The sequence below is a fragment of the Xanthomonas maliensis genome (assembly GCF_009192945.1).
Classification (GTDB): domain Bacteria; phylum Pseudomonadota; class Gammaproteobacteria; order Xanthomonadales; family Xanthomonadaceae; genus Xanthomonas; species Xanthomonas maliensis.
The window spans coordinates 121261-140143 of record NZ_NSET01000021.1 but is presented as its reverse complement, the minus strand read 5'-3'; the positions used below and the strand labels follow the sequence as shown (position 1 = coordinate 140143).

Sequence of the window (18883 nt, the reverse complement as noted above, 5' to 3'; positions counted from 1 at the left end):
TAGCCGCATGGAACGCAGCGACACTCCCACCGAAGCCGCTCTGCTCAAGCTGGACAACCAGCTGTGCTTTGCGCTGTATTCGACGAATCTGGCGATGCACAAGCTCTATCGTGGCCTGTTGAAAGACCTGGAGCTCACCTATCCGCAGTACCTGGTCATGCTGGTGCTGTGGGAACAGGACAGCCGCAGCGTGTCGGACATCGGCCAGCGTCTGTCGCTGGATTCGGCGACGTTGACGCCGCTGCTCAAGCGGCTGCAGGCTGCCGGCCTCGTCAGCCGGACGCGAGCGGCCAGCGACGAGCGCCAGGTCATCGTCGCTCTGACCGATGCCGGACGCGCACTGCGCGCCAAGGCGGGCAAGGTGCCAGCGCAGGTCTTCTGCGCCTCTGCCTGCTCGTTGGAAGAATTGCGTCACCTCAAGCAGTCACTGGAGCAGCTACGCTCCAATCTGGAGACCGTTTGACGGGCACACCACCCAAAAACCGTCAGATAAATATAGCGCACTATTTAGTAGTGTATTAATCACCGCGCAATCGCGCTCACCCTGGAGAACCACCATGGCCTCACCCGAAAAGATCCTCTACACCGCCCACGCCACTGCGACGGGTGGCCGCGAAGGCCGTGCCGTGTCCTCGGACAAGGCGTTGGACGTCAAGCTGTCGACCCCGCGCGAGCTGGGCGGCGCCGGTGGCGATGGCACCAATCCCGAACAGCTGTTCGCTGCCGGTTATTCGGCCTGCTTCATCGGTGCGATGAAGGCGGTGGCAGCGCAGGACAAGCTCAAGCTGCCGGGCGAGATCAGCATCGATGGCAGCGTCGGCATCGGCCAGATTCCGGGCGGCTTTGGCATCGCGGTCGAACTGCGTATCGCCGTGCCGGGCATGGACAAGGCCGAGCTGCAGGCGCTGGTCGACAAGGCGCACCAGGTGTGCCCGTACTCCAACGCCACCCGCGGCAATATCGATGTGACCCTCACCCTGGCCTGATCGCTGCGTGTGCCTGCATCGCGCCGCCGGCGCGATGCAGGCACGACCTCACCGCTATCGTCCCGCGTCGAACGATCGACCGGATGGGTCGCTGGCGGTACGTGTTGGCCTTGTGGCCGTGGCCGCTGCTCGGACACATCGGCCGCTGTCGAGATGACGCCCCGAGCGGGTGTCTTCCGTTCGCCTGTCGCCCGTGCCGCTGGCCGCATTCAGCGGCACCAAAGATCGATCCGCCGCATGTGATGCGCAGTCGCCTTCACATGATCGGCGCCCCAAGATGCCCACCTCCGTTCGCGCCGCTGCAGGACCTCCCTGGCAAAGCGTGAACCCTGTCTGAGATCGCTGCACTGACGTCGCCCAAACGTCTGGCTCACCGAATTCTCACGGGGTATGGTGAAGTATGTTGCATAGCAGCATCGGAGGTCGGCAATGCTTGATTCACGCATCGAGAAAGTGGACAGGGCACTCACCGAGATCGCCCAGGATCCCTCGGAAAAGCTGGCGCTCTGGCAATGGGCGTGCCGGGAAATGTTGCATGAGACCTTGATCGGCATGCACCAGCTGTCGCATCTGGCTGGCATCGCCCAGCATGTGGCCGACGACTGGCGGGCACCGGTGGATGTGATCGCGCCGGAGAAGCCGTATCTGGCGCCCTCGGCATTGGCCGACCGTCGCTTGCCGCAGGTGCTCGACGGCCTGGGCAATGCACAGGACGCAGGCGACCGCGCCCAGCTCTGGCGCCTGCGCTATGCCAGCTTGATCACCGCGACCTTGCAGGGCATGCAGGCGTTAGCGGACAAGCACCGTCTCGACAGGCAGGCGGTTGCAGCCGGTTTGCCGCACTGACGACAATCCGTGGATACCGCATTGGCGGTGTCCCTTGCCGATGGCCTGGCTAGCGGGCGCTAGCCGACCACTGCCACGGTAGCCCAGGGCGATTCCGCCTGGGCGCAGGCGTGCCATCCTGCCCGCTTTCAATGGCGCACTGCGGATTCTTCTAGATGATGCCAGGCGTGGCGCACGATCCATCGTGCCTGGTCCCAGGGAATCGTCAGCATCGGCAACGCACGGTAATAGCCATCCTGCAGTACGCGGTACAGCTGCGCTTCGCTGGCGCGCGGATAGGCCAGATAGATGTCATAGCCCAGCGTCAGCAGACGGGCGTAATCGCCAAATTCATAGCCGCCGAGATGGCCCTCGGCATGCACGTTGCGCCAATAGGCGAGTTCGGCATCGACGTCGAAACGGGAACTGCGGCGGGTCTGAACGGACGTGGTCTGCATCGGTCGGACTCCGTGAGTGGAACGGCCCCTGTGGCGGCACCCTAGCAGCGCTCATCACCTGCAAGCCAGCACGCGGCGACGAGCGGTCGCGCGCCGAGACCTGCACCATCGTTCGATGGCGCAGGACACGTTCGAAACGAGGACTCAGTCCCAGTCAGGAGCGATGGCGCGCGGATTGGCCAGCCGCTGCCCGCGGTCCAACGTGGCGATCTCGGCCATGTCCTGCGCGCTCAGCTGCAGCTGTTGTGCTTTCAGGTTGCTTTCCAGATTGGCCCGCTTGGTCGAGGACGGGATCACCGAATATCCCTGCTGCAGCGCCCAGGCCAGCGTGACCTGCGCAGGCGTGGCGTCATGGCGTTGGGCAATGGCCTGGATCACCGGATCCTTCAGCACCTCGCCGACCGCCAGCGTCATGTACGAGGTCACATGGATGCCTTGTTCGCGCAGAAAGGCGATCAGCGCACGATTCTGCAGGTAGGGATGCACTTCGATCTGGTTGGTGGCGATCGCCTCTGCACCGAGGATGTCGATCGCCTCGCGCATCAACGCGATGGTGAAATTGGACACGCCGATCGCGCGCGTCAGCCCGTCTCGCTGGGCATCGGCCAGGGCCTGCAGATACTCGCGCATCGGCACCTCGCCCTTGGGCGAAGGCCAATGAATCAAGGCGAGGTCGATATGGTCGGTGCCGAGCTTGTGCAGGCTCTCCTGCAGGCTGGCCCGCAGCGCATCGCGCTGGAACTTGTCGACCCAGATCTTGGTGGTCAGGTAGATCTGCTCGCGCGGCACAGGCGCCGCGGCAATGGCCTGGCCGACCTGGGCTTCGTTGTCATAGATCTGCGCGGTGTCGATCGCGCGATAGCCAAGCTCCAGCGCGTGACGGACCGAGTCGATGACGACCTGATCCTTGAGACGAAACGTGCCAAGGCCGAAGGCGGGGACAGTCATGATGCTCCTTTGCGTCAGGGGAAAGCGGGGCAGGGTGGCGGCGCTCAATCCAGCGCGACGACCACCTTGCCGAAGTTGTCGCCGCGCAGCAGGCCGATCAGGCCTTGCGGTGCGCTATCCAGACCATGCAGCAGATGCTCGCGGTAGTGGATGCGGCCCTCGCGTAGCCATTGGCCCATCTCGCGCACGAAGGCCGGCATCAGGCGAATGAAATCCTGCTGCAGGAAGCCACGCACGGTCAGGCGCTTGCGCAGCATCAAGCCCATGAAGTCCGGCAGGCGGTCGGGGCCGGGCAGCGTCTGGCCGCGACGGTTGTAGGTGGCGACCATGCCGCAGACCGGCATGCGGGCAAACGTGTTGAGCTGCGGCAGCACGGCATCGAATACCTTGCCGCCGACGTTTTCGAAATAGATGTCGATACCGTTGGGGGTCGCGGCGCGGAGCTGCGCTGCGAAGTCCTCCGCACGGTGGTCCAGCGCAACGTCCACCTGCAACGTGTCGCGCAGGTAGGCGACCTTTTCCGCACCACCGGCAATGGCGACCGTCCGCAAGCCTTGCAGGCGCGCCAATTGCGCAACGGTTGCGCCGACCGGCCCGCTGGCCGCGGCCACCACCAGCGTTTCGCCGGCCTGCGGCTTGCCGATCTCGTGCAAACCGGCATAGGCGGTGAAGCCAGGCATGCCATAGACACCGAGTGCGGTACTGGCCGGCACGCCCTGCTCCTTTGGCAGCTTGCGCAGCGGCGCAGCGGGCGTGAGCAAGGTATGCGTCTGCCAGCCGCCGGGCAGGACCAACAGATCGCCAGCCTGGTAATCGGGATGATGCGATTCCAGTACCTCGCCAACGGTACCGCCCTCCATCACCGCATCGATGGCGACCGGTGCCGCATAGGAAGGGCCATCGTCCATGCGTCCGCGCATATAGGGATCCAGCGACAGGAAGCGGTTGCGGACCAGGATCTGATCGTGGCCGGTTGCCGGCAGTGCGACGTCTTCCAGGCGAAAATTGTCGGCGGTCGGTTCGCCTTGTGGGCGTGACGCCAGGACGATACGGCGGTTGATGACGGGGGACATCGGAACTCCTTGCAAAAAAACGCGGGTGGGCGCGAAGGCGCGCCACCCAGGGTGAGGTCGTCAAGCGCGCACGCCGGCCTGCGCGTCCAGCGGTGGCTCAGACAGCGGCGTCCGAGGCCTGCGCGCTGGCATCGTCGAGCTGGGAGATCTGCGCCTGACTCAGCGCGATGCGCGCCGAAGCGAGCACATCGTGCAATTGCTCGACGCTGGTGGCGCTGACGATCGGGGCGGTCAGGCTGGGACGCGCGATCAACCACGCCAGCGCAATCTGCGCAGGCGTGGCCGTGTGGCTGGCGGCGATATCGTCCAGTGCTTGCAGAATGCGCAAGCCACGTGGATTGACGTATTGCTTGACCACCGCCGCGCCGCGCGCGGTGCTCTTGCCGGCATCGTCGGCACTGCGGTATTTGCCGCTGAGAAAGCCGCTGGCCAACGAGTAATAACTGATCACGCCCAGTCCGCGCTCGCGCACCAGCGGCTCCAGTTCCGCTTCGTAACCGGCGCGATCGTAGAGGTTGTATTCCGGCTGCAAGCTCTCGTAACGCGGGAGCGCATATTGCTCGGAAACATCCAGCGCATCGCGCAGGCGTGCAGCGCTGTAATTGGATGCACCGATCGCGCGCACCTTGCCTTGTTCGATCAAGCGGCCGAACGCGGCCAAGGTCGCCTCCAGCGGGATCGACTCGTCGTCCTCGTGGGCTTGGTACAGATCGATCACATCGGTCTGCAGACGACGCAGCGAATCCTCCACCGCCGCGGCGATGTTGTCCGGCGATAGTCCGGGATGCTCGCTCCACTTGGCGACCTTGGTCGCGATCACGACCTGGTCGCGCTTGCCGCTGCGCGCCAGCCAGCGGCCGATGATGGTTTCCGATTCGCCCCCGCGATTGCCGGGCACCCAGCCGGAATAGGCGTCGGCAGTATCGATCAGGTTGAATCCCGCATCGACGAAGGCATCGAGCAAGGCGAACGAGGTCGCCTCGTCGGCACTCCAGCCGAACACGTTACCGCCGAAGACGATCGGTTGGATCTGCAGGCCGGAGCGGCCAAGCGCACGGGATTGAGGCATCACACGGCTCCTGTTGCGAACCGGCACAGGATAGTCATCGCCACCTAAGTTGCGTGTGATTCGGGGCGTGGATGCAGCGTTCCGTCCATCGCGCTGCTCGACTCACGTGAATTGAACGGGTGCATCACACCCATCTACAGCGCCGGCCCATCGCCGCCGCCCGTGGCCGCGGTCACGTGCTAGGCTCGCGCTACTTTTTCCGCGGAGGACGCTGCAATGATCGGCAACAAGCTGGCCTGTGCATGTGTGATGAGTCTGGCAGTGGCACTGTGCGTGCCGGAAGCGGCAGCCACCAAACCCGCCGATACCGCGAGTCTGCCGGCACCGGACGCCGCGCTGCAGGCGGCAATCAATGGTAGCTGGCGCGACCAGGTCTATGCCAAGCGCGACATCTATCGCCATCCGGGCCAGACCCTGGCCTTCTTCGGCATCAAGCCCACCCAGACCGTCATCGAGATCACGCCCGGGGGCGGTTGGTATTCGGAAATCCTGGCGCCCTATCTGCGCGAGAAGGGCAAGTATGTGGCGGCGGTCGTCGATCCGGGTGCGGTGCCGGAAGGTCGCAGTCGCGATTACGCGCAGCGCGCGCGCGACGAGCTGGAGAGCAAGCTCAAGGCCAAGCCGCAGATTTATGGCGCGCCGACCATCGTCGCCTATGCGCCCAGTGCGCCGGTGTTCGGGGCGGACAATTCCGCCGACCTGGTGCTGACCTTCCGCAACGTGCACAACTGGCGCATGGCCGGCAACGCCGAGGCGATGTTCCAGGGCTTTTACAAGGTGCTCAAGCCGGGTGGTGTGCTGGGGGTGGTGGAGCACCGCGCCAAGGCCGATGTACCGGCCGACGACAAGAGCGGCTACGTTGGCCAGGCACAGGTGATTGCGATGGCCGAAGCCGCCGGTTTCAAGCTGGCGGGCAAGAGCGAGCTCAATGCCAATCCGCGCGATACCAAGGACTACCCCAACGGGGTGTGGACCTTGCCGCCGAGCAATAACCACGAGAAGGCCGACGACGCCAAGTATCAGGCGATTGGCGAGAGCGACCGCATGACGCTCAAGTTCGTCAAGCGCTGAGCGCTGGCAGGTCCCGATCGTGCTGGCGCGTGGGGGCGTGTGCGACGGCCCGCCCCCGCGTGCGCGTGTCAGGCACACGGCACCGACGCTGTCGCATTGCGGTTCGAATGCTTTGTTGTTGACTCATTGCCCGTGATGGACCGCGCATGCTGGTGCTGTTGAACAAACCCTATGGCGTGCTATCGCAGTTCAGCGATCGCTCGCAGCCACCACGGCGCACCCTGGCCGAGTTCGGATTGCCTGCTGAGATCTATCCGGCCGGGCGGCTGGACCACGACAGCGAAGGCTTGTTGCTGCTCACCGACGATGGCGCACTGGCGCACCGCTTGACCGATCCTCGGCACAAACTGCCCAAGACCTACTGGGTGCAGGTCGAGGGGCAGCCGCAGCCGAGCCAGGTGCAGGCGCTACGCGACGGCGTGCTGCTCAACGATGGCCCAACCCGTCCGGCCAAGGTTCGCGCGCTGGAACCGGCGCCCACGCTGTGGCCGCGCGATCCGCCGATCCGTGTACGCAAAAGCGTGCCCGACAGCTGGCTGGAGCTGACGATCAGCGAGGGACGCAATCGTCAGGTGCGCCGGATGACCGCGTCGGTCGGTTTACCCACGCTGCGATTGGTGCGGGTGGCGATCGGCGACTGGACGCTGGAGACCTTGCAACCGGGCCAGTGGCGTGTCGCGCAAGCACAGGCGATGCAGTCGCCGCGCCAGCCGGATGCGGCGCGCAGACGGCCGCGACGCGTGCGCTAGCCTCTGCATGCGGAACGGTTGCTCGCCGTCAGCGCAGCAGCGCAGGCCTCGATCGAGCCAGTGATGTGATGGGCGCGCCGCAGACGTGGGGTGCGTGGCTTGCAGGATGCATTTTTGGTGGCGTGCAGGGAGGCAATCCTGTCGCGTGCTGTGATCTGCGAGCGCTGGTGATCGCATGCGATCGGCAGGTCACAAGCGCGAAGGGCTGCTGCCCGGCCTGCGCGGTTGCAGCGCTGAGGCCACGCCGCCGAGCGAGGCCGGAAACGACAACGCCACGGCGCGAGCCGTGGCGTTGCCTGATGCAGTGACAGCTTTCGGAGCGAGCGACTTACTCGATGCCGTCGCTCGGCGTCACCGCATTGCGGCGCTGAAACGCGGCCCGGCGGGCGTTGGCGTTGCCAGCGCTGTCGCGGTCCAGACGATGCACATTGCCGCCGATCACGTCCTGGTCGCGCTTGCGCTTGCGATAGACGGCATAGCCGATCAGGCCCAGGCCAGCGACCGCGGCGGCAACCGTCACCGCAGGATTGCGCTTGACCAGGCGGGTCGCCGCCTTGCTGCCGGTCCGCACCGCACCGAGGGCAGCGCCGGTCTTGAGCCAGTCGCTGGCGCCCGGGCCAAGGTGGCGCAGGCTATTACCCGCATGACGGGCCTGGTCGCCGGCGTTCGAGGCGGCATGGCGCAGGTGGTCGCCCGCCGTGCCTGCCAGTTCCAGGGCGCGTTCCAGCGCGCGTTCGGTGATCACAGTCAGCTTGCTCATGGGGGCGGCTCCTTTCTGAGTATCGTGGCCGCAGTCTGTGGGGTCGGACGTATAAAGGGTGTCAGCACAGGCCCGGCGATTTGGCTGCCGTTCGGAAAACCACGCGTGCGAGCTCAGGTGCCACGCGGCTTGGCGCGGTGGGTGGCAGTGGCGGTCCAGGGATCGTCGGGCCACGGATGCTTCGGATAGCGGCCCTTCATTTCTTTCTTCACGTCGGGATAGGTGTTGGCCCAGAAGCTCTTCAGATCCTGGGTGACCTGCAGCGGACGGCCACCGGGCGAGAGCAGGTGCAAGGTGAGCGCAATGTGGCCGTCGGCCACCCGGGGACTGTCGGCCAACCCGAACAGTTCCTGCAGCTTGACCGCCAGCACCGGCGACAGCGGCTGACCGAGGTGGTCGAGCGCATAGCTGATCGGCCGCTCCATGCCCGAGGGCACGCCGATCCGCGCTGGCGCGTGGCGATCGATGGCCTGGCGCCGCTCCCACGGCAGCGCCGCCTTGAGCGCATCGCCCAGGCTGGCTTCGTCCAACGCGTCCAGCCGGGTCTTGCCGACGAAGGCGGGGCGCAGCCAGTCGTCGAGCGTGGCCAGCAGGGCATCGTCGGACAGGTCCGGCAGCGCCAGCTCGGGCATCCAGGTACGGAGCGACTGCACCCGCGCGCGCCATTGGCGTAGCCCTTCGGTCCAGGGCAGCGCGTCCAGGCCGAGCTGGCGCACCGCCTCGGTGAGCGCGCCTGCCGCCTGCGCGGGATCGACCCGCCCGGCCGGGCGGCTGTCGAGCACGATGCGGTCGAAGCTGGATTGCCGGCGCGCCACCAGCGCACGTTTGTCGGCATCCCACAGCACCACGTCCTGTTGCACGAAGCGGTCGGGGAAGGTCTGTCGCAGGTAGGCCTCATCCACCGGCGCACCCCGCAGCAACAGCGCGTCCTTGGCCTCGTGGCGGAGCTCGCTGATCACCAGCCAGGGCTCGCCGCGCAGGTCGCTGTGCTCGAACAGGCGCGCGCTGCGGCCATTGGCCAGCAGGTAACGCAGCGGATCGCCGGGATGGCGTGCGGCGATCCGATCGGGGAAGGCATGCGCCAGCAGATCGCCGAGCGCATGTGCCTCCACGCTGTTCGGTGGCGCCAGGTCGCAGCGCAGCCGGCGCCGCCATTGCTTGGCCGCACTGTCGATCGCCGCCAGTGCGCTGCGGCTGGCCTCGGCACCGCTGCGCCCGTGGCGGAAGCCGGCCAGCGCACGCCAGCGCGCCGCCAGCGCATCGCCGCCCTGCCGCAGCGGGTCGCGGGCTTCCAGCAGCGCCGCCAGGTCGCAGGCCAGCGCCAGCCGTGCTGGCGCGCCGGCTTGCGCCAGCATCGCCGCCAAGCGGGGATGGGTGCCCAGCGCCAGCATGCGTCGCCCCAGCGCGCTGATTCCACCGGCCGCGCTGAGGGCACCCAGCCGCTGCAGCAGTTCGCCGGCAGCGGCCATCGCGCCGGCCGGTGGCGGATCGACGAAACGTAGCGCCGTGCTGCCCCAGGCCGCCAGCTCCAGTGCCAGTCCGGCCAGTTCGACCTGGCCGATCTCGGCGCGCCGCTGCGGCTCCAGCCGCTGCGATTGCGGCCACAAGCGGTAGGCCCAGCCGCTGGCGACGCGGCCGGCACGGCCGGCGCGCTGGTCGGCCGAGGCTTGCGAAATGGTGACCACGTCCAGTCGCGAAAACCCGCTGTTCGGGTCGTACTGCGGCTCGCGCGCCTGGCCGCTGTCGATCACCACTCGCACGCCGGGCAAGGTCACCGAGGATTCGGCGACATTGGTCGCCAACACCACGCGTCGGCGACCCTGCGGATCGGGCTGCAGCACCTGGCCTTGTGCTTCCACCGACAACTCGCCGTGCAGCGGCAGCACCTGCAGCGCCGGGTCCAGCGCGCTCTGCAGTACGCCAAGCACGCGCGCGATTTCGCGTTGACCGGGCAGGAACACCAGGACATCGCCGGGATGGGTGGTGAGCGCATGTTCGACCGCACGCCGCGTTTGCGCTTCCAGCGCCTCGTCGCGCCGTGCGGGGAAATGCGCGATCTCCACCGGGAAGCTGCGTCCGGCGCTGCTCAGCCGTGGAGCCTCCAAAAACTCGGCCAGGCGCTCGCCGTCGAGCGTGGCCGACATCACCACGATACGCAGGTCGTCGCGCACCTGTGCCTGCACATCCAGCGCCAGCGCCAGCCCGAGGTCGCCGGCCAGATGGCGTTCGTGGAATTCGTCGAACAGCAGCGCGCCGACCCCCTCCAGCATCGGATCGTCCTGCAGCATGCGGGTCAGGATGCCTTCGGTGACGACTTCGATCCGGGTGCGCGCCGAGGTCTTGTTATCGAAGCGGATGCGATAGCCGACCGTCTCGCCGACTGGCTCGTTGAGCTGGCGCGCCATGAACTGCGCGGCGCTGCGCGCGGCGACCCGGCGTGGCTCCAGCATCACGATGCGGCGCCCGTCCAGCCAGGGTGCATCCAGCAGGGCCAGCGGTACCTGGGTGGTTTTGCCGGCGCCGGGCGGTGCTTCCAGCACCAGGCGCGGGTGGCGGACGAGACTGGCGCACAGCTGCGGCAGCAGCGGCGAGATCGGAAAGGCGGGAGCATTCATGCGCGGCAAGGATAACGGGCCGCACCGGACCGGCGCGACGCCGCCCCTGCGCATCAGCGCCACTGCGGCGGCTGGCCGTTGCGGCGGTATGCCGCCGCGCCCAACGTCGCTGGCGCGGCGTGGCTCAGCCGGCTTCGCGCATGCGCGCGGTCAGGCCCTTGAGGAAGGCGCGCAGCAACTGGTCGCCGCAGGGCCGGAAATTCTTGTGACCAGGCTGACGGAACAACGCCGACAACTCCGGCTTGGACAGCGGGAAGCCGGCGCCGGCGAAGATGGCATGCATGTCCAGGTCCTTCAGTTCGAAGGCCACGCGCAGCTTCTTCAGCACCAGGTTGTTGTTCACCCGCGTCTCGATCGGGCGCGGCGGCTGGCTCTCGTCGCGGCCGCGGAAGCGCAGCACCAGGCCATCGAGGAAGCGCGCCAGCATCGCGTCCGGGCAGGCTTCGAAACCAGGCTCGTCCTCCTTCTTGAGCCAGGCCTGCACCTGCGGCCGCTCGACGGCGTAGTCAGGATCGGCCTGCCGGGCGATGTCCACCACCCGGTCCTCGCTCAGATCGAGCATGTAGCGAATGCTGCGCAGTACATCGTTGTGGATCATGTCGATTCCGGGGCCCGGCCGCTTGCCGGAGCGCGCCATTGTACCGGCCGCCGGTGACAGCCGGTGTGTGCGCCGTGGTCCGTCGACGCCGATGCTGCGCTCAGCTGCCGCGATAGGTGGAATAGCCATAGGGCGAAAGCAGCAACGGCACGTGGTAATGGCCCGGCTCAGCGATGCCGAAGGCGATCGGAATCAGGTCGAGGAAGGGAGGCTCGGCCAGCGGTACGCCGGCAGCGCGCCAATATCCGGCAACCTCGAACTCCAGGCGATACCGGCCCGGCGGCAGCGCCAACGCCGCCAGGGCCGGGCAGCGCCCGCCGGCATCGGTGATCCCGTCGAACGCCAGCTGGTCTCCGGCAAACAGCCGCAGCACGATGCCGGCCGCGGGGCGGCCGCGGGCGGTATCCAGCACGTGAGTGGATAGTGTGCTCATGCCACCGCCTGGGTCGGCTGCGGCCATTGGCCGACGAACTCGGCCTGGTCGTAGGCCAGATAGCGCTCGACGATGCTCTGGCGGTCGTCGACGAACAACTGGTCGGCCACTGCGCGCGCCAACCGCGGCAGCGCGACCTTCAGGCCAGACAATGCAGCGGCCGATGGACCATGGTTGATCAGCGCCGAATAGTTGAAGGCGAACAGGCCATGCAGTGCGGCAGCGTCGTCGTCGCTACGCGGCAGCAGCTCGAAGCCCGGGCCGAGGTAGGGATGGGCGTCGAGCATCGCGTTGGCCTGGCCAGCCGGTGGTCGATAGCGGTCGGCCCAGCAGGCGATGCGCCCGGACAACGCGGCCAGCTCCGGACGCAGCTGCGGATCGGTGACCAGGCCGGTGGCGATGGCCAGGAAATCGAAGTGGTGTTCGCCCTGCGGGGTGCGCACCACCACCGCGTCGTCGCGCTCGACCAGCGACAGCCAGGGCGCGCCCAGATGCAGCGAGAATCCCGGCTGCGCACAGGCGCGCTGGAAGGTGTCGTTGGTCGGCGGCTGGTTGTGCGCAAAGAAGCTGGCCATCATCCGGTACTTGTCCGCATCCGGCAGCGCCAGGAAGCGCGGAATGATGCCGGCCTGCTCCATGTGACGGAACGGATTGATACGCGGCAGTTCGCTGCGGCGGACGAACACCTCTGCACAGGCGGCGCCTTGCTCCAGCGCATGGCAGGCGTTGTCGAACGCCGAGGCGCCGCCGCCGAGGATGCCGATTCGCCGGCCCGCCAGCGCGGCGTAATCGATGTGGCTGGAGGTGTGCGCATAGCGCTGCGCCGGCAGCGCCTGCACGATCTCCGCCGGAACCTGCCATTGGCCGCCGCCCTGGATGCCGGTGGCCAGGATCAGCTTGCGCGCGAGCAGCGGCGCGCCCATTGCCAAGTGCAGCCGGTGGATGCCAGGCGCCACGTTGGGCTCGACCCGCGCCAAGCGCGTGTGATTGCGGACCGGTAGCCGCAGCACCGTGCGGTACCAGCGCAGATAGTCCATCCAGCTGCCGCGCGGGATCTTGTCCAGCGCGTCCCAGCTGGCGGTGCCGTGCTGCGCTTCCCACCAGGCGCGAAAGGTCAGCGCCGGTATGCCGAGATCGATCGAGGTGATGTGCTTGGGCGTCCGCAAGGTCTGCATGCGCGCGTAGGTCACCCATGGGCCTTCTAGCCCCGGCGGGTTCTCATCGATGACCAGCAGGTTGTACACGCGCTCGCGCTGCAGTGCGAAAGCTGCGCCCAGGCCGCTCTGGCCGGCGCCGACGATCACCGCGTCGTAGACATGCCCGGCCGGGTGCACGCGTGCCTGCACCCAGGCTTCGCCCCCGTGAGCCAATTGCTGCAGTTCGCGTGCGAGTTCGCGTTCGAGTTGGGCCAGGCTCATGGCAATGCCTCCAGGCGCAGGTGCACGATCTTGCCGATCTCGGCGATGGCGGTGGCGATCTCGGTATCGGGTGAGGATTGCAACCGACGTTCCAATGCTTCCAGGATGGCCGCTTTGTCGTGCAGCCGCACGCAGATCACGAACGGAAACCCAAAACGCTCGCGATAGGCATGGTTCAGTGCGTGGAAACGCGCGAACTCGTCCTCGCTCAAGCGATCCAGGCCGGCCGCCGCCTGCTCGGCCGCCGATGCGGCCGTGAGCGTGCGATCGACCATCGCCTTGCCGGCCAGTTCCGGGTGGGCGCGGATCAGCGCGAGCTGATCGTCCAACGACGCCTCCCACACCACCTGCATCAAGCCGCGATACACGTCGTCGAACGGACGTCGTTCCACGGCGCGCTCGACCACCCATGGCGAATGCTCGAACAGCGCGCGGTAGCGCGCCACGAACGCGGCGGCCTCCAGGCTGTTGTGCTCGACCAGGCTCATGGTGGGTGCACCTGCAGCCAATGGCGGGCGATATCGATGCGACGCGCGACCCACGCATCGCCGCTGGCGAGCACGTGGTCGATGAAACGCGCCAGCGCCGCCGCGCGTGCCGGCCTGCCGGCGATGCGGCCATGCAGGCCGACCGAGAACATGCGCCCACCCTCACTGCGCAATTGTTCGAAGCCATCGCGCAGGTAGCGGAAGAACGACTCGCCGTCGGCGAATCCGTTGTAGGCGACGAACTTCATGTCGTTGGCGTCCAGGGTGTAAGGCACGATCAGCTGCGCGCGACCATGGCGACGGTCGTAGTAGGGCAGGTCGTCGGCATAGCTGTCGGCGTCGTAGAGAAAGCCGCCGTCCTCGGCGATCAGCCGCGCGGTGTTGGGGCTGCTGCGGCCCTGATACCAGCCCAGCGGCCGGGCGCCGGTGATGCGGGTGTGGAGGGCGATCGCCTCGGCGATGTGTGCGCGTTCGACGTCTTCGGCGATGGTCTGGTAGTCGATCCAGCGCAGCCCATGGCTGGCGATCTCCCATTCGGCCGCTTGCATGGCGGCGACCGCCTCCGGATTGTGGGCCAGGGCGCTGGCCACCGCGAACACCGTCACCGGCACCCTGCGCGCGCTGAACAGCCGGTGCAGCCGCCAGAAGCCGGCACGGCTGCCGTATTCGTACAGGCTTTCCATCGCCATGGCGCGCGCCGGATGCGATTGCGCGCCGACCATGTCCGACAGGAATGCTTCGGAGCCGGCATCGCCATTGAGCACGCAGTTTTCCGCGCCTTCTTCGTAGTTGACGACGAACTGCACGGCGATGCGCGCACCGCCAGGCCACTGCGCGGGCGGTGGAGTGGCGCCGTAGCCGACCAGGTCGCGCGCCGCGCTCATGTCACCGGCTCCATGTGCCAGGCGGCCAGCGCGGCGTCCACGGCCAGCCCCGGGGTGCAGACGTGGCCCTCGGCGCGCAGCACCGCTTCCAGTGCGGCCAGGGTGAGCAGCACCTTGTGCTTCATCGCGTTGTAGCCCATCGCACCGATGCGCCAGATGCGCCCCTGCAGCGGCCCGAACGCGGTGCCGATCTCGATCTCGAAATCCTCGCGCATGCGCCGCCGCACGGCCTCGCCATCGATGCCGGCCGGGATCACCACGCCGGTGACGTTGTGCATGCGTTGCGCATCGTCGCCGAAGACCTGCAGCCCCAGTGCACGCACGCCGGCCACCACCGCGCGGCCGGCGGCGGCATGACGGGCGAAACGCGTCGGCAGGCCTTCCTGCAACGCGACACGCGCGCACTCGCGGGCGGCGTACAACATGCTGGTGGCCTCGGTATGGTGATTCAGGCGCTTGTCCGACCAGTAATCCATGATCATCGCCAGATCGAAATAGTTCGAGCCGATGCGCAGGCCGCTGCCATCGGCGATATCGGCACGGGCGATACCGCGCTCGACATGGCGCCGCGCGAAGATCGCCTCGGCCGCCTGCGCGGAGACCGTGATCGGCGCCGAGCCGGATGGCCCACCCAGGCACTTCTGCAGGCCGCCGGTGACCACGTCCACGTCCCAGCGGTCGCTGGCGATCTCCATGCCGCCGAGGGTGGCGGTGGCATCGACGTAACTCAGCGCGCCGGCTGCACGACACAGCGCACCCAGGCCATCGAGCGGTTGCGCCATGGTGGTGGATGTATCGCCATGCACGGTGGCGACCACGCTGGGCGCGACCCGTTCGATCGCATCGGCGATCGCCGCCTGCGGCACCACCTCGCCCCAGGGCGCGTCGACGCTCTGCACCTCTGCACCGATGCGCTGCAGGATTTCGGTGAGCAACAGGCCGAAGCGGCCGAAGTTGATCACCAGCACGCGGTCGCCCGGGCGCACCAGCGACACCAGCGCCGCCTCGATGCCGGCGCGGGCGGTGCCATCGACCATAAAGGTCCAGCGGTTCTCGGTGCCGAAGAGCGGCCGGTACAACGCCATCACCTCGTTCATGTAGGCGGTCATTTCCGGATCGAATTGGCCGAGCAGGTCGGCCGCCATCGCGCGCAGCACCCGCGGATGGGCGTTGACAGGACCCGGCCCCATCAGCAACCGTTGCGGTGGATCGAGTTCGCCAAAGGTATGCAGATGCCGCAGATCAGGTGACAAGAGACGCTCCCAGGTGATCGATGAAGTGGCGCATGACCGCCAACGCGACCTCGGCATCGGCCGGGTCGACATGTTCGTCCGGATGGTGGCTGATGCCACCGGCGCAGCGCACGAACAGCATCGCCGTCGGGCACAGTGCGGACATCACCATCGCATCGTGGCCGGCACCGGAGACCAGCCGACGTACCGGCAGTCCCTGCGCGCGCACCGCGGCCTCCACCTGTGCCACCAGGGCCGGTGCGCAGGGACTGGCCGGCAGCGCCTGCACGGTCTGCACTTCGACACCCACGCCACGGGCGTCGGCAATGGCCTGCAGGCGCTGCTGGATCTGCGTGGCGGCAGCATCGCGGACATCGGCGCTGGCCGCGCGCACGTCCAGCGAGAACTCCACCCAGCCGGGCACCACATTGGTCGCTCCCGGGCGCAGCGCCAGTCGGCCGACGGTGGCGACCAGATCGTCGCTGCCCGCACGTGCCACCGCTTCGGCGGCAAGCACGCCTTCGGCGGCCGCAGCCAGCGCGTCCTGGCGCAAGTGCATCGGGCAGGTCCCGGCATGGCCGGCCCGGCCGTGCACGCGGACCTGCAGGCGCAGCTGTGCGGCGATGCCGGTGACGACGCCGACCGGCAGCGCTGCCGCCTCCAGCACCGGTCCCTGCTCGATATGCGTCTCCAGATAGCCGATGACCTCATGCGGTCGCCGTGCGGCCTCGCCCAAGCGCGCGGCATCCAGACCCCAGGCGGCCAGCGCCTGCGGCACGCTGATGCCTTCGCTGTCGCAGATCGCCTCCAGCGCGGTTGGCGCCAGGGTGCCCGCGACCGCGCGACTACCGAACATCGAAGCCGGAAAGCGCGAGCCTTCCTCGTCGCCGAACCCGAGCACCTCCAGCGCGAACGGCAGGCGTCGATCCTGCGCATGCAGGGCGGCCACGCACTCGATCGCCAGCATCACTCCCAGCGGCCCATCGTAATAGCCGGCGTCGCGCACGCTATCCAGATGGCTGCCGAGCAGCAGGGCCGGTGCGCCTGGCTGGGCGCCCTCGTAACGGCCAATCAAGGTGCCCAGCGGATCGAGGCGGACCTGCATGCCGGCACCTTCCATCCACTCGCCGACCTGGCGGACGGTGGCGCGATGGCCGGGACTGAGCCAGCCGCGAAACAGCCCGCGCGCACTATCGCTATACGGCGCCACGCCCAAGCTCACGCAACGCGCGACCGCGCGTGCGCCAGCGGTCAGGGCGGCGTCGCCGGCAGTGGGGCAGGACTGGATGGCGACAGGCATCGACAAGACCGATCATGGCCCGCGAGACATCGACGACAGTCCGGACGCGGGCGGCAGGGGATGGCTCGACTATAGGGAGACGCCACTGTCGCCATCAACGAGTTTTTTCGCGCGGTCGTGCTGCAAAAAATGCAACGGGTGGGCCGTTGATCGACGTGGATGCCCCGTGCCGGGTGCGGTCGCTGATGTGCGGCGTGCGGATGCGGTGTGCCGTGCTGTCGTGGTCTGCGGAGCAACGCCGCAAGCCGGTGGCGCCTGGTGCTTATGCGTTGGCTGCTGCACCTGCGTGTCGCCTCCCATCGTCCCTCGCCCCGGAGGTGGTATGACGTCGCTCTCGTCGCTGTTTGTTGCAGCGCTTGCGCTGCAGGCTTTCCTGCGTTTGCCGTCGGGACGTCCTCCTCGCCGCTGGAAGGGCGCTGGCCGCTGCAGACCGCCGGCCTGACCATCCAGCCGTCGAGCGCCCCAAGCAGGTCACGTTGGAGTTCACGCGCGCCGGCAGCGACAAGTGGCATTCGCACGCAGAGATCGTCTTTCAGGACGGCGAAGTGATGAGCGCCGATGCCACGCCACCCCTGGATGGGACGCCCACACCGATGACTGGCAACGACGACGCCAACGTGACGACCGTGCGGATGCCGGCACCGAACACGCTGGTCATGCAACGGGTGGACCACGGCACGCCAACGTCCACGCGGATCTCCACCGTGGCCTCCGACCGCACCACCATGACCGCAACCAAGGCGTATCTCAGCCACGACGGACAACCGTTGTTGCCGTACAAGTGCATTCCCGAGCCGGTGATCGCTCTGGCAGAGCGGTGGCGCCGATGCACCCGCCATCACTGGGGAGCGTGCGGACCGCCGCGCCGCAACCGGCTCGCGGCGATCACCGAGCAAACATCGACGCTCCGTCGATCACGCGGTGTGCGTCGCGCGCGCGGCCGCGTTCGCCATCGGCGCCTCGCCTGGTAGAGAACGCTGCTGACCGCTTGTCGACGGGCGCACCCGCATTGTCCGGATCTTTGCTCAGGAGACCGCCATGTCGCATCACGTCGCGTCCCGCGTCAGCTTCGCAACCCAGCAGGTCGGCGAGGTCGAGGTGTTCTACCGCCAGGCCGGTCCGCGCGATGCGCCGGTGCTGTTGCTGCTGCATGGCTTTCCCAGTGCCAGCCACATGTTCCGCGACCTTATCCCGCTGCTGGCCGATCGCTATCGGCTGATTGCCCCGGATCTGCCCGGCTTCGGCAATACCCGCGCGCCGGCGCGGGGTCAGTTCGACTACAGCTTCGACACTCTCTACAAGATCATCGAGGGCTTTACCGAAGCGCTGGATCTGCAGCGCTACAGTCTGTACCTCTTCGACTACGGTGCGCCGGTTGGACTGCGCCTTGCGGTGGCCAATCCACACAAGGTCAGCGCCATCATCAGCCAGAACGGCAATGCCTATCTGGAAGGCTTCAGCGATGCCTGGGGCGAGTGGCAGGCCTATTGGCGCGAGCCCACGCCGGAACATCGCGAGGCGTGCCGCGCGTCGTTGTCGCCACAGACCATCCGCGACTGGCAGTACGGCACCGGTGCCGACCCGCAGCGGCTCTCGCCGGATGGCTACACCCTGGATATCGCCTACATGGCACGGCCCGAGGCCGAAGAGATCCAGCTGGACCTCATCCTGGACTACCGCAGCAATGTGGCCGCCTATCCGCAGTTTCAGCAGTACTTCCGCGACCATCAGCCGCCGTTGCTGGCGGTGTGGGGACGTCACGATCCGGCCTTCCTGCCGGCAGGCGCGCAGGCCTATCGCAAGGACTTGCCGCATGCCGAGATCCATTTGCTGGAGGCGGGTCACTTCGCGCTGGAGACGCACGCGCCGGAGATCGCGCAATGTATCGGGGAGTTTCTCGCACGCGTGCCGGCTGGCAGCGCATAACGCAATCGCTTGCGGTCGCGGCGACACCGCTGCGCACGTGCTGGACACCT

20 protein-coding genes are annotated in these 18883 nt (G+C 67.5%); 7 read left to right on the top strand and 13 right to left on the bottom strand.

What is annotated here, in order from left to right; all coding sequences use genetic code 11:
* Nucleotides 1-7: 7 nt before the first annotated feature.
* From CKY51_RS06250 to CKY51_RS06240, 3 genes are all read left to right on the top strand, one after another.
* Nucleotides 8-463 (top strand): MarR family winged helix-turn-helix transcriptional regulator, encoded by a 456-nt coding sequence (locus CKY51_RS06250; RefSeq protein ID WP_022970923.1) that lies wholly within the window; start codon nt 8-10, stop codon nt 461-463.
* A 94-nt stretch (nt 464-557) separates the two neighbouring features.
* Nucleotides 558-986: an organic hydroperoxide resistance protein gene (locus CKY51_RS06245; protein WP_022970924.1), complete on the top strand. Its 429-nt coding sequence runs from the start codon at nt 558-560 to the stop codon at nt 984-986.
* Nucleotides 987-1415: 429 nt separating this feature from the next.
* Nucleotides 1416-1832: a hypothetical protein gene (locus tag CKY51_RS06240; RefSeq protein ID WP_022970925.1), complete on the top strand. Its 417-nt coding sequence runs from the start codon at nt 1416-1418 to the stop codon at nt 1830-1832.
* A 128-nt stretch (nt 1833-1960) separates the two neighbouring features.
* On the opposite strand, the gene CKY51_RS06235 is transcribed toward CKY51_RS06240, so the two are convergent.
* From CKY51_RS06235 to CKY51_RS06220, 4 genes are all read right to left on the bottom strand, one after another.
* Nucleotides 1961-2269: a hypothetical protein gene (locus tag CKY51_RS06235; RefSeq protein WP_022970926.1), complete on the bottom strand. Its 309-nt coding sequence runs from the start codon at nt 2267-2269 to the stop codon at nt 1961-1963.
* Nucleotides 2270-2413: 144 nt separating this feature from the next.
* Nucleotides 2414-3217, bottom strand: coding sequence for a 2,5-didehydrogluconate reductase DkgB (dkgB, locus tag CKY51_RS06230; RefSeq protein ID WP_022970927.1), 804 nt, complete (start codon nt 3215-3217; stop codon nt 2414-2416).
* 44 nt (nt 3218-3261) lie between these two features.
* The gene (locus CKY51_RS06225; protein WP_022970928.1) at nt 3262-4290 is read right to left on the bottom strand and encodes an NADP-dependent oxidoreductase; all 1029 of its coding nucleotides are present in this window, start codon (nt 4288-4290) and stop codon (nt 3262-3264) included.
* A gap of 97 nt (nt 4291-4387) precedes the next feature.
* Nucleotides 4388-5359, bottom strand: coding sequence for an aldo/keto reductase (locus CKY51_RS06220; RefSeq protein ID WP_022970929.1), 972 nt, complete (start codon nt 5357-5359; stop codon nt 4388-4390).
* Between the two features lie 216 nt (nt 5360-5575).
* Here CKY51_RS06220 and CKY51_RS06215 point away from each other — a divergent pair, with 216 nt between their 5' ends.
* Nucleotides 5576-6430 carry a class I SAM-dependent methyltransferase gene (locus CKY51_RS06215; RefSeq protein ID WP_022970930.1) on the top strand — a complete coding sequence of 285 codons (855 nt, stop codon included), beginning with the start codon at nt 5576-5578 and terminating at the stop codon, nt 6428-6430.
* A gap of 146 nt (nt 6431-6576) precedes the next feature.
* Entirely contained in the window at nt 6577-7179 is a 603-nt protein-coding gene (locus tag CKY51_RS06210; RefSeq protein WP_022970931.1) for a pseudouridine synthase, read from the top strand.
* A gap of 328 nt (nt 7180-7507) precedes the next feature.
* Here the strand turns inward: CKY51_RS06210 and CKY51_RS06205 are convergent, their stop codons facing one another.
* The 9 genes from CKY51_RS06205 to CKY51_RS06165 form a co-directional block, all read right to left on the bottom strand.
* Nucleotides 7508-7939 (bottom strand): hypothetical protein, encoded by a 432-nt coding sequence (locus tag CKY51_RS06205; protein ID WP_022970932.1) that lies wholly within the window; start codon nt 7937-7939, stop codon nt 7508-7510.
* A gap of 113 nt (nt 7940-8052) precedes the next feature.
* A complete protein-coding gene (gene hrpB / locus CKY51_RS06200; protein WP_170292296.1) occupies nt 8053-10554 on the bottom strand; it encodes an ATP-dependent helicase HrpB in 2502 nt (833 codons plus the stop codon).
* 124 nt (nt 10555-10678) lie between these two features.
* Complete coding sequence (locus CKY51_RS06195) at nt 10679-11152, bottom strand: YehS family protein (protein WP_022970631.1); 474 nt, start codon at nt 11150-11152, stop codon at nt 10679-10681.
* Between the two features lie 100 nt (nt 11153-11252).
* Nucleotides 11253-11612, bottom strand: a complete 360-nt coding sequence (uraH, locus tag CKY51_RS06190) for a hydroxyisourate hydrolase (protein ID WP_031338254.1) — start codon at nt 11610-11612, stop codon at nt 11253-11255.
* The gene (gene hpyO, locus CKY51_RS06185; protein WP_022970629.1) at nt 11582-13003 is read right to left on the bottom strand and encodes an FAD-dependent urate hydroxylase HpyO; all 1422 of its coding nucleotides are present in this window, start codon (nt 13001-13003) and stop codon (nt 11582-11584) included. The genes uraH and hpyO overlap by 31 nt, the downstream gene beginning before the upstream one ends.
* A complete protein-coding gene (uraD, locus tag CKY51_RS06180; RefSeq protein ID WP_022970628.1) occupies nt 13000-13491 on the bottom strand; it encodes a 2-oxo-4-hydroxy-4-carboxy-5-ureidoimidazoline decarboxylase in 492 nt (163 codons plus the stop codon). The genes hpyO and uraD overlap by 4 nt, the downstream gene beginning before the upstream one ends.
* Nucleotides 13488-14375, bottom strand: coding sequence for an allantoinase PuuE (gene puuE, locus CKY51_RS06175; RefSeq protein WP_022970627.1), 888 nt, complete (start codon nt 14373-14375; stop codon nt 13488-13490). The genes uraD and puuE overlap by 4 nt, the downstream gene beginning before the upstream one ends.
* Nucleotides 14372-15628 (bottom strand): pyridoxal-phosphate-dependent aminotransferase family protein, encoded by a 1257-nt coding sequence (locus CKY51_RS06170; RefSeq protein WP_022970626.1) that lies wholly within the window; start codon nt 15626-15628, stop codon nt 14372-14374. The genes puuE and CKY51_RS06170 overlap by 4 nt, the downstream gene beginning before the upstream one ends.
* Nucleotides 15618-16907 (bottom strand): allantoate amidohydrolase, encoded by a 1290-nt coding sequence (locus CKY51_RS06165; protein ID WP_022970625.1) that lies wholly within the window; start codon nt 16905-16907, stop codon nt 15618-15620. Before CKY51_RS06165 ends, CKY51_RS06170 begins: the two co-directional genes overlap by 11 nt.
* A 344-nt stretch (nt 16908-17251) precedes the next feature.
* Here CKY51_RS06165 and CKY51_RS22635 point away from each other — a divergent pair, with 344 nt between their 5' ends.
* Both CKY51_RS22635 and CKY51_RS06155 read left to right on the top strand, forming a co-directional pair.
* A complete protein-coding gene (locus tag CKY51_RS22635; RefSeq protein ID WP_244952516.1) occupies nt 17252-17878 on the top strand; it encodes a hypothetical protein in 627 nt (208 codons plus the stop codon).
* A 67-nt stretch (nt 17879-17945) separates the two neighbouring features.
* The gene (locus CKY51_RS06155) at nt 17946-18833 is read left to right on the top strand and encodes an alpha/beta fold hydrolase (protein ID WP_022970624.1); all 888 of its coding nucleotides are present in this window, start codon (nt 17946-17948) and stop codon (nt 18831-18833) included.
* The last annotated feature ends 50 nt before the right edge of the window (nt 18834-18883 follow it).

Excerpts from the sequence above, each read along its gene's own strand:
- CKY51_RS06250 (WP_022970923.1), top strand. The coding sequence starts at position 8 with ATGGAACGCAGCGACACTCCCACCGAAGCCGCTCTGCTCAAGCTGGAC.
- CKY51_RS06245 (WP_022970924.1), top strand. The coding sequence starts at position 558 with ATGGCCTCACCCGAAAAGATCCTCTACACCGCCCACGCCACTGCGACG.
- CKY51_RS06240 (WP_022970925.1), top strand. The coding sequence starts at position 1,416 with ATGCTTGATTCACGCATCGAGAAAGTGGACAGGGCACTCACCGAGATC.
- CKY51_RS06235 (WP_022970926.1), bottom strand. The coding sequence starts at position 2,269 with ATGCAGACCACGTCCGTTCAGACCCGCCGCAGTTCCCGTTTCGACGTC.
- dkgB (WP_022970927.1), bottom strand. The coding sequence starts at position 3,217 with ATGACTGTCCCCGCCTTCGGCCTTGGCACGTTTCGTCTCAAGGATCAG.
- CKY51_RS06225 (WP_022970928.1), bottom strand. The coding sequence starts at position 4,290 with ATGTCCCCCGTCATCAACCGCCGTATCGTCCTGGCGTCACGCCCACAA.
- CKY51_RS06220 (WP_022970929.1), bottom strand. The coding sequence starts at position 5,359 with ATGCCTCAATCCCGTGCGCTTGGCCGCTCCGGCCTGCAGATCCAACCG.
- CKY51_RS06215 (WP_022970930.1), top strand. The coding sequence starts at position 5,576 with ATGATCGGCAACAAGCTGGCCTGTGCATGTGTGATGAGTCTGGCAGTG.
- CKY51_RS06210 (WP_022970931.1), top strand. The coding sequence starts at position 6,577 with ATGCTGGTGCTGTTGAACAAACCCTATGGCGTGCTATCGCAGTTCAGC.
- CKY51_RS06205 (WP_022970932.1), bottom strand. The coding sequence starts at position 7,939 with ATGAGCAAGCTGACTGTGATCACCGAACGCGCGCTGGAACGCGCCCTG.
- hrpB (WP_170292296.1), bottom strand. The coding sequence starts at position 10,554 with ATGAATGCTCCCGCCTTTCCGATCTCGCCGCTGCTGCCGCAGCTGTGC.
- CKY51_RS06195 (WP_022970631.1), bottom strand. The coding sequence starts at position 11,152 with ATGATCCACAACGATGTACTGCGCAGCATTCGCTACATGCTCGATCTG.
- uraH (WP_031338254.1), bottom strand. The coding sequence starts at position 11,612 with ATGGCCGCAGCCGACCCAGGCGGTGGCATGAGCACACTATCCACTCAC.
- hpyO (WP_022970629.1), bottom strand. The coding sequence starts at position 13,003 with ATGAGCCTGGCCCAACTCGAACGCGAACTCGCACGCGAACTGCAGCAA.
- uraD (WP_022970628.1), bottom strand. The coding sequence starts at position 13,491 with ATGAGCCTGGTCGAGCACAACAGCCTGGAGGCCGCCGCGTTCGTGGCG.
- puuE (WP_022970627.1), bottom strand. The coding sequence starts at position 14,375 with ATGAGCGCGGCGCGCGACCTGGTCGGCTACGGCGCCACTCCACCGCCC.
- CKY51_RS06165 (WP_022970625.1), bottom strand. The coding sequence starts at position 16,907 with ATGCCTGTCGCCATCCAGTCCTGCCCCACTGCCGGCGACGCCGCCCTG.
- CKY51_RS06155 (WP_022970624.1), top strand. The coding sequence starts at position 17,946 with ATGTCGCATCACGTCGCGTCCCGCGTCAGCTTCGCAACCCAGCAGGTC.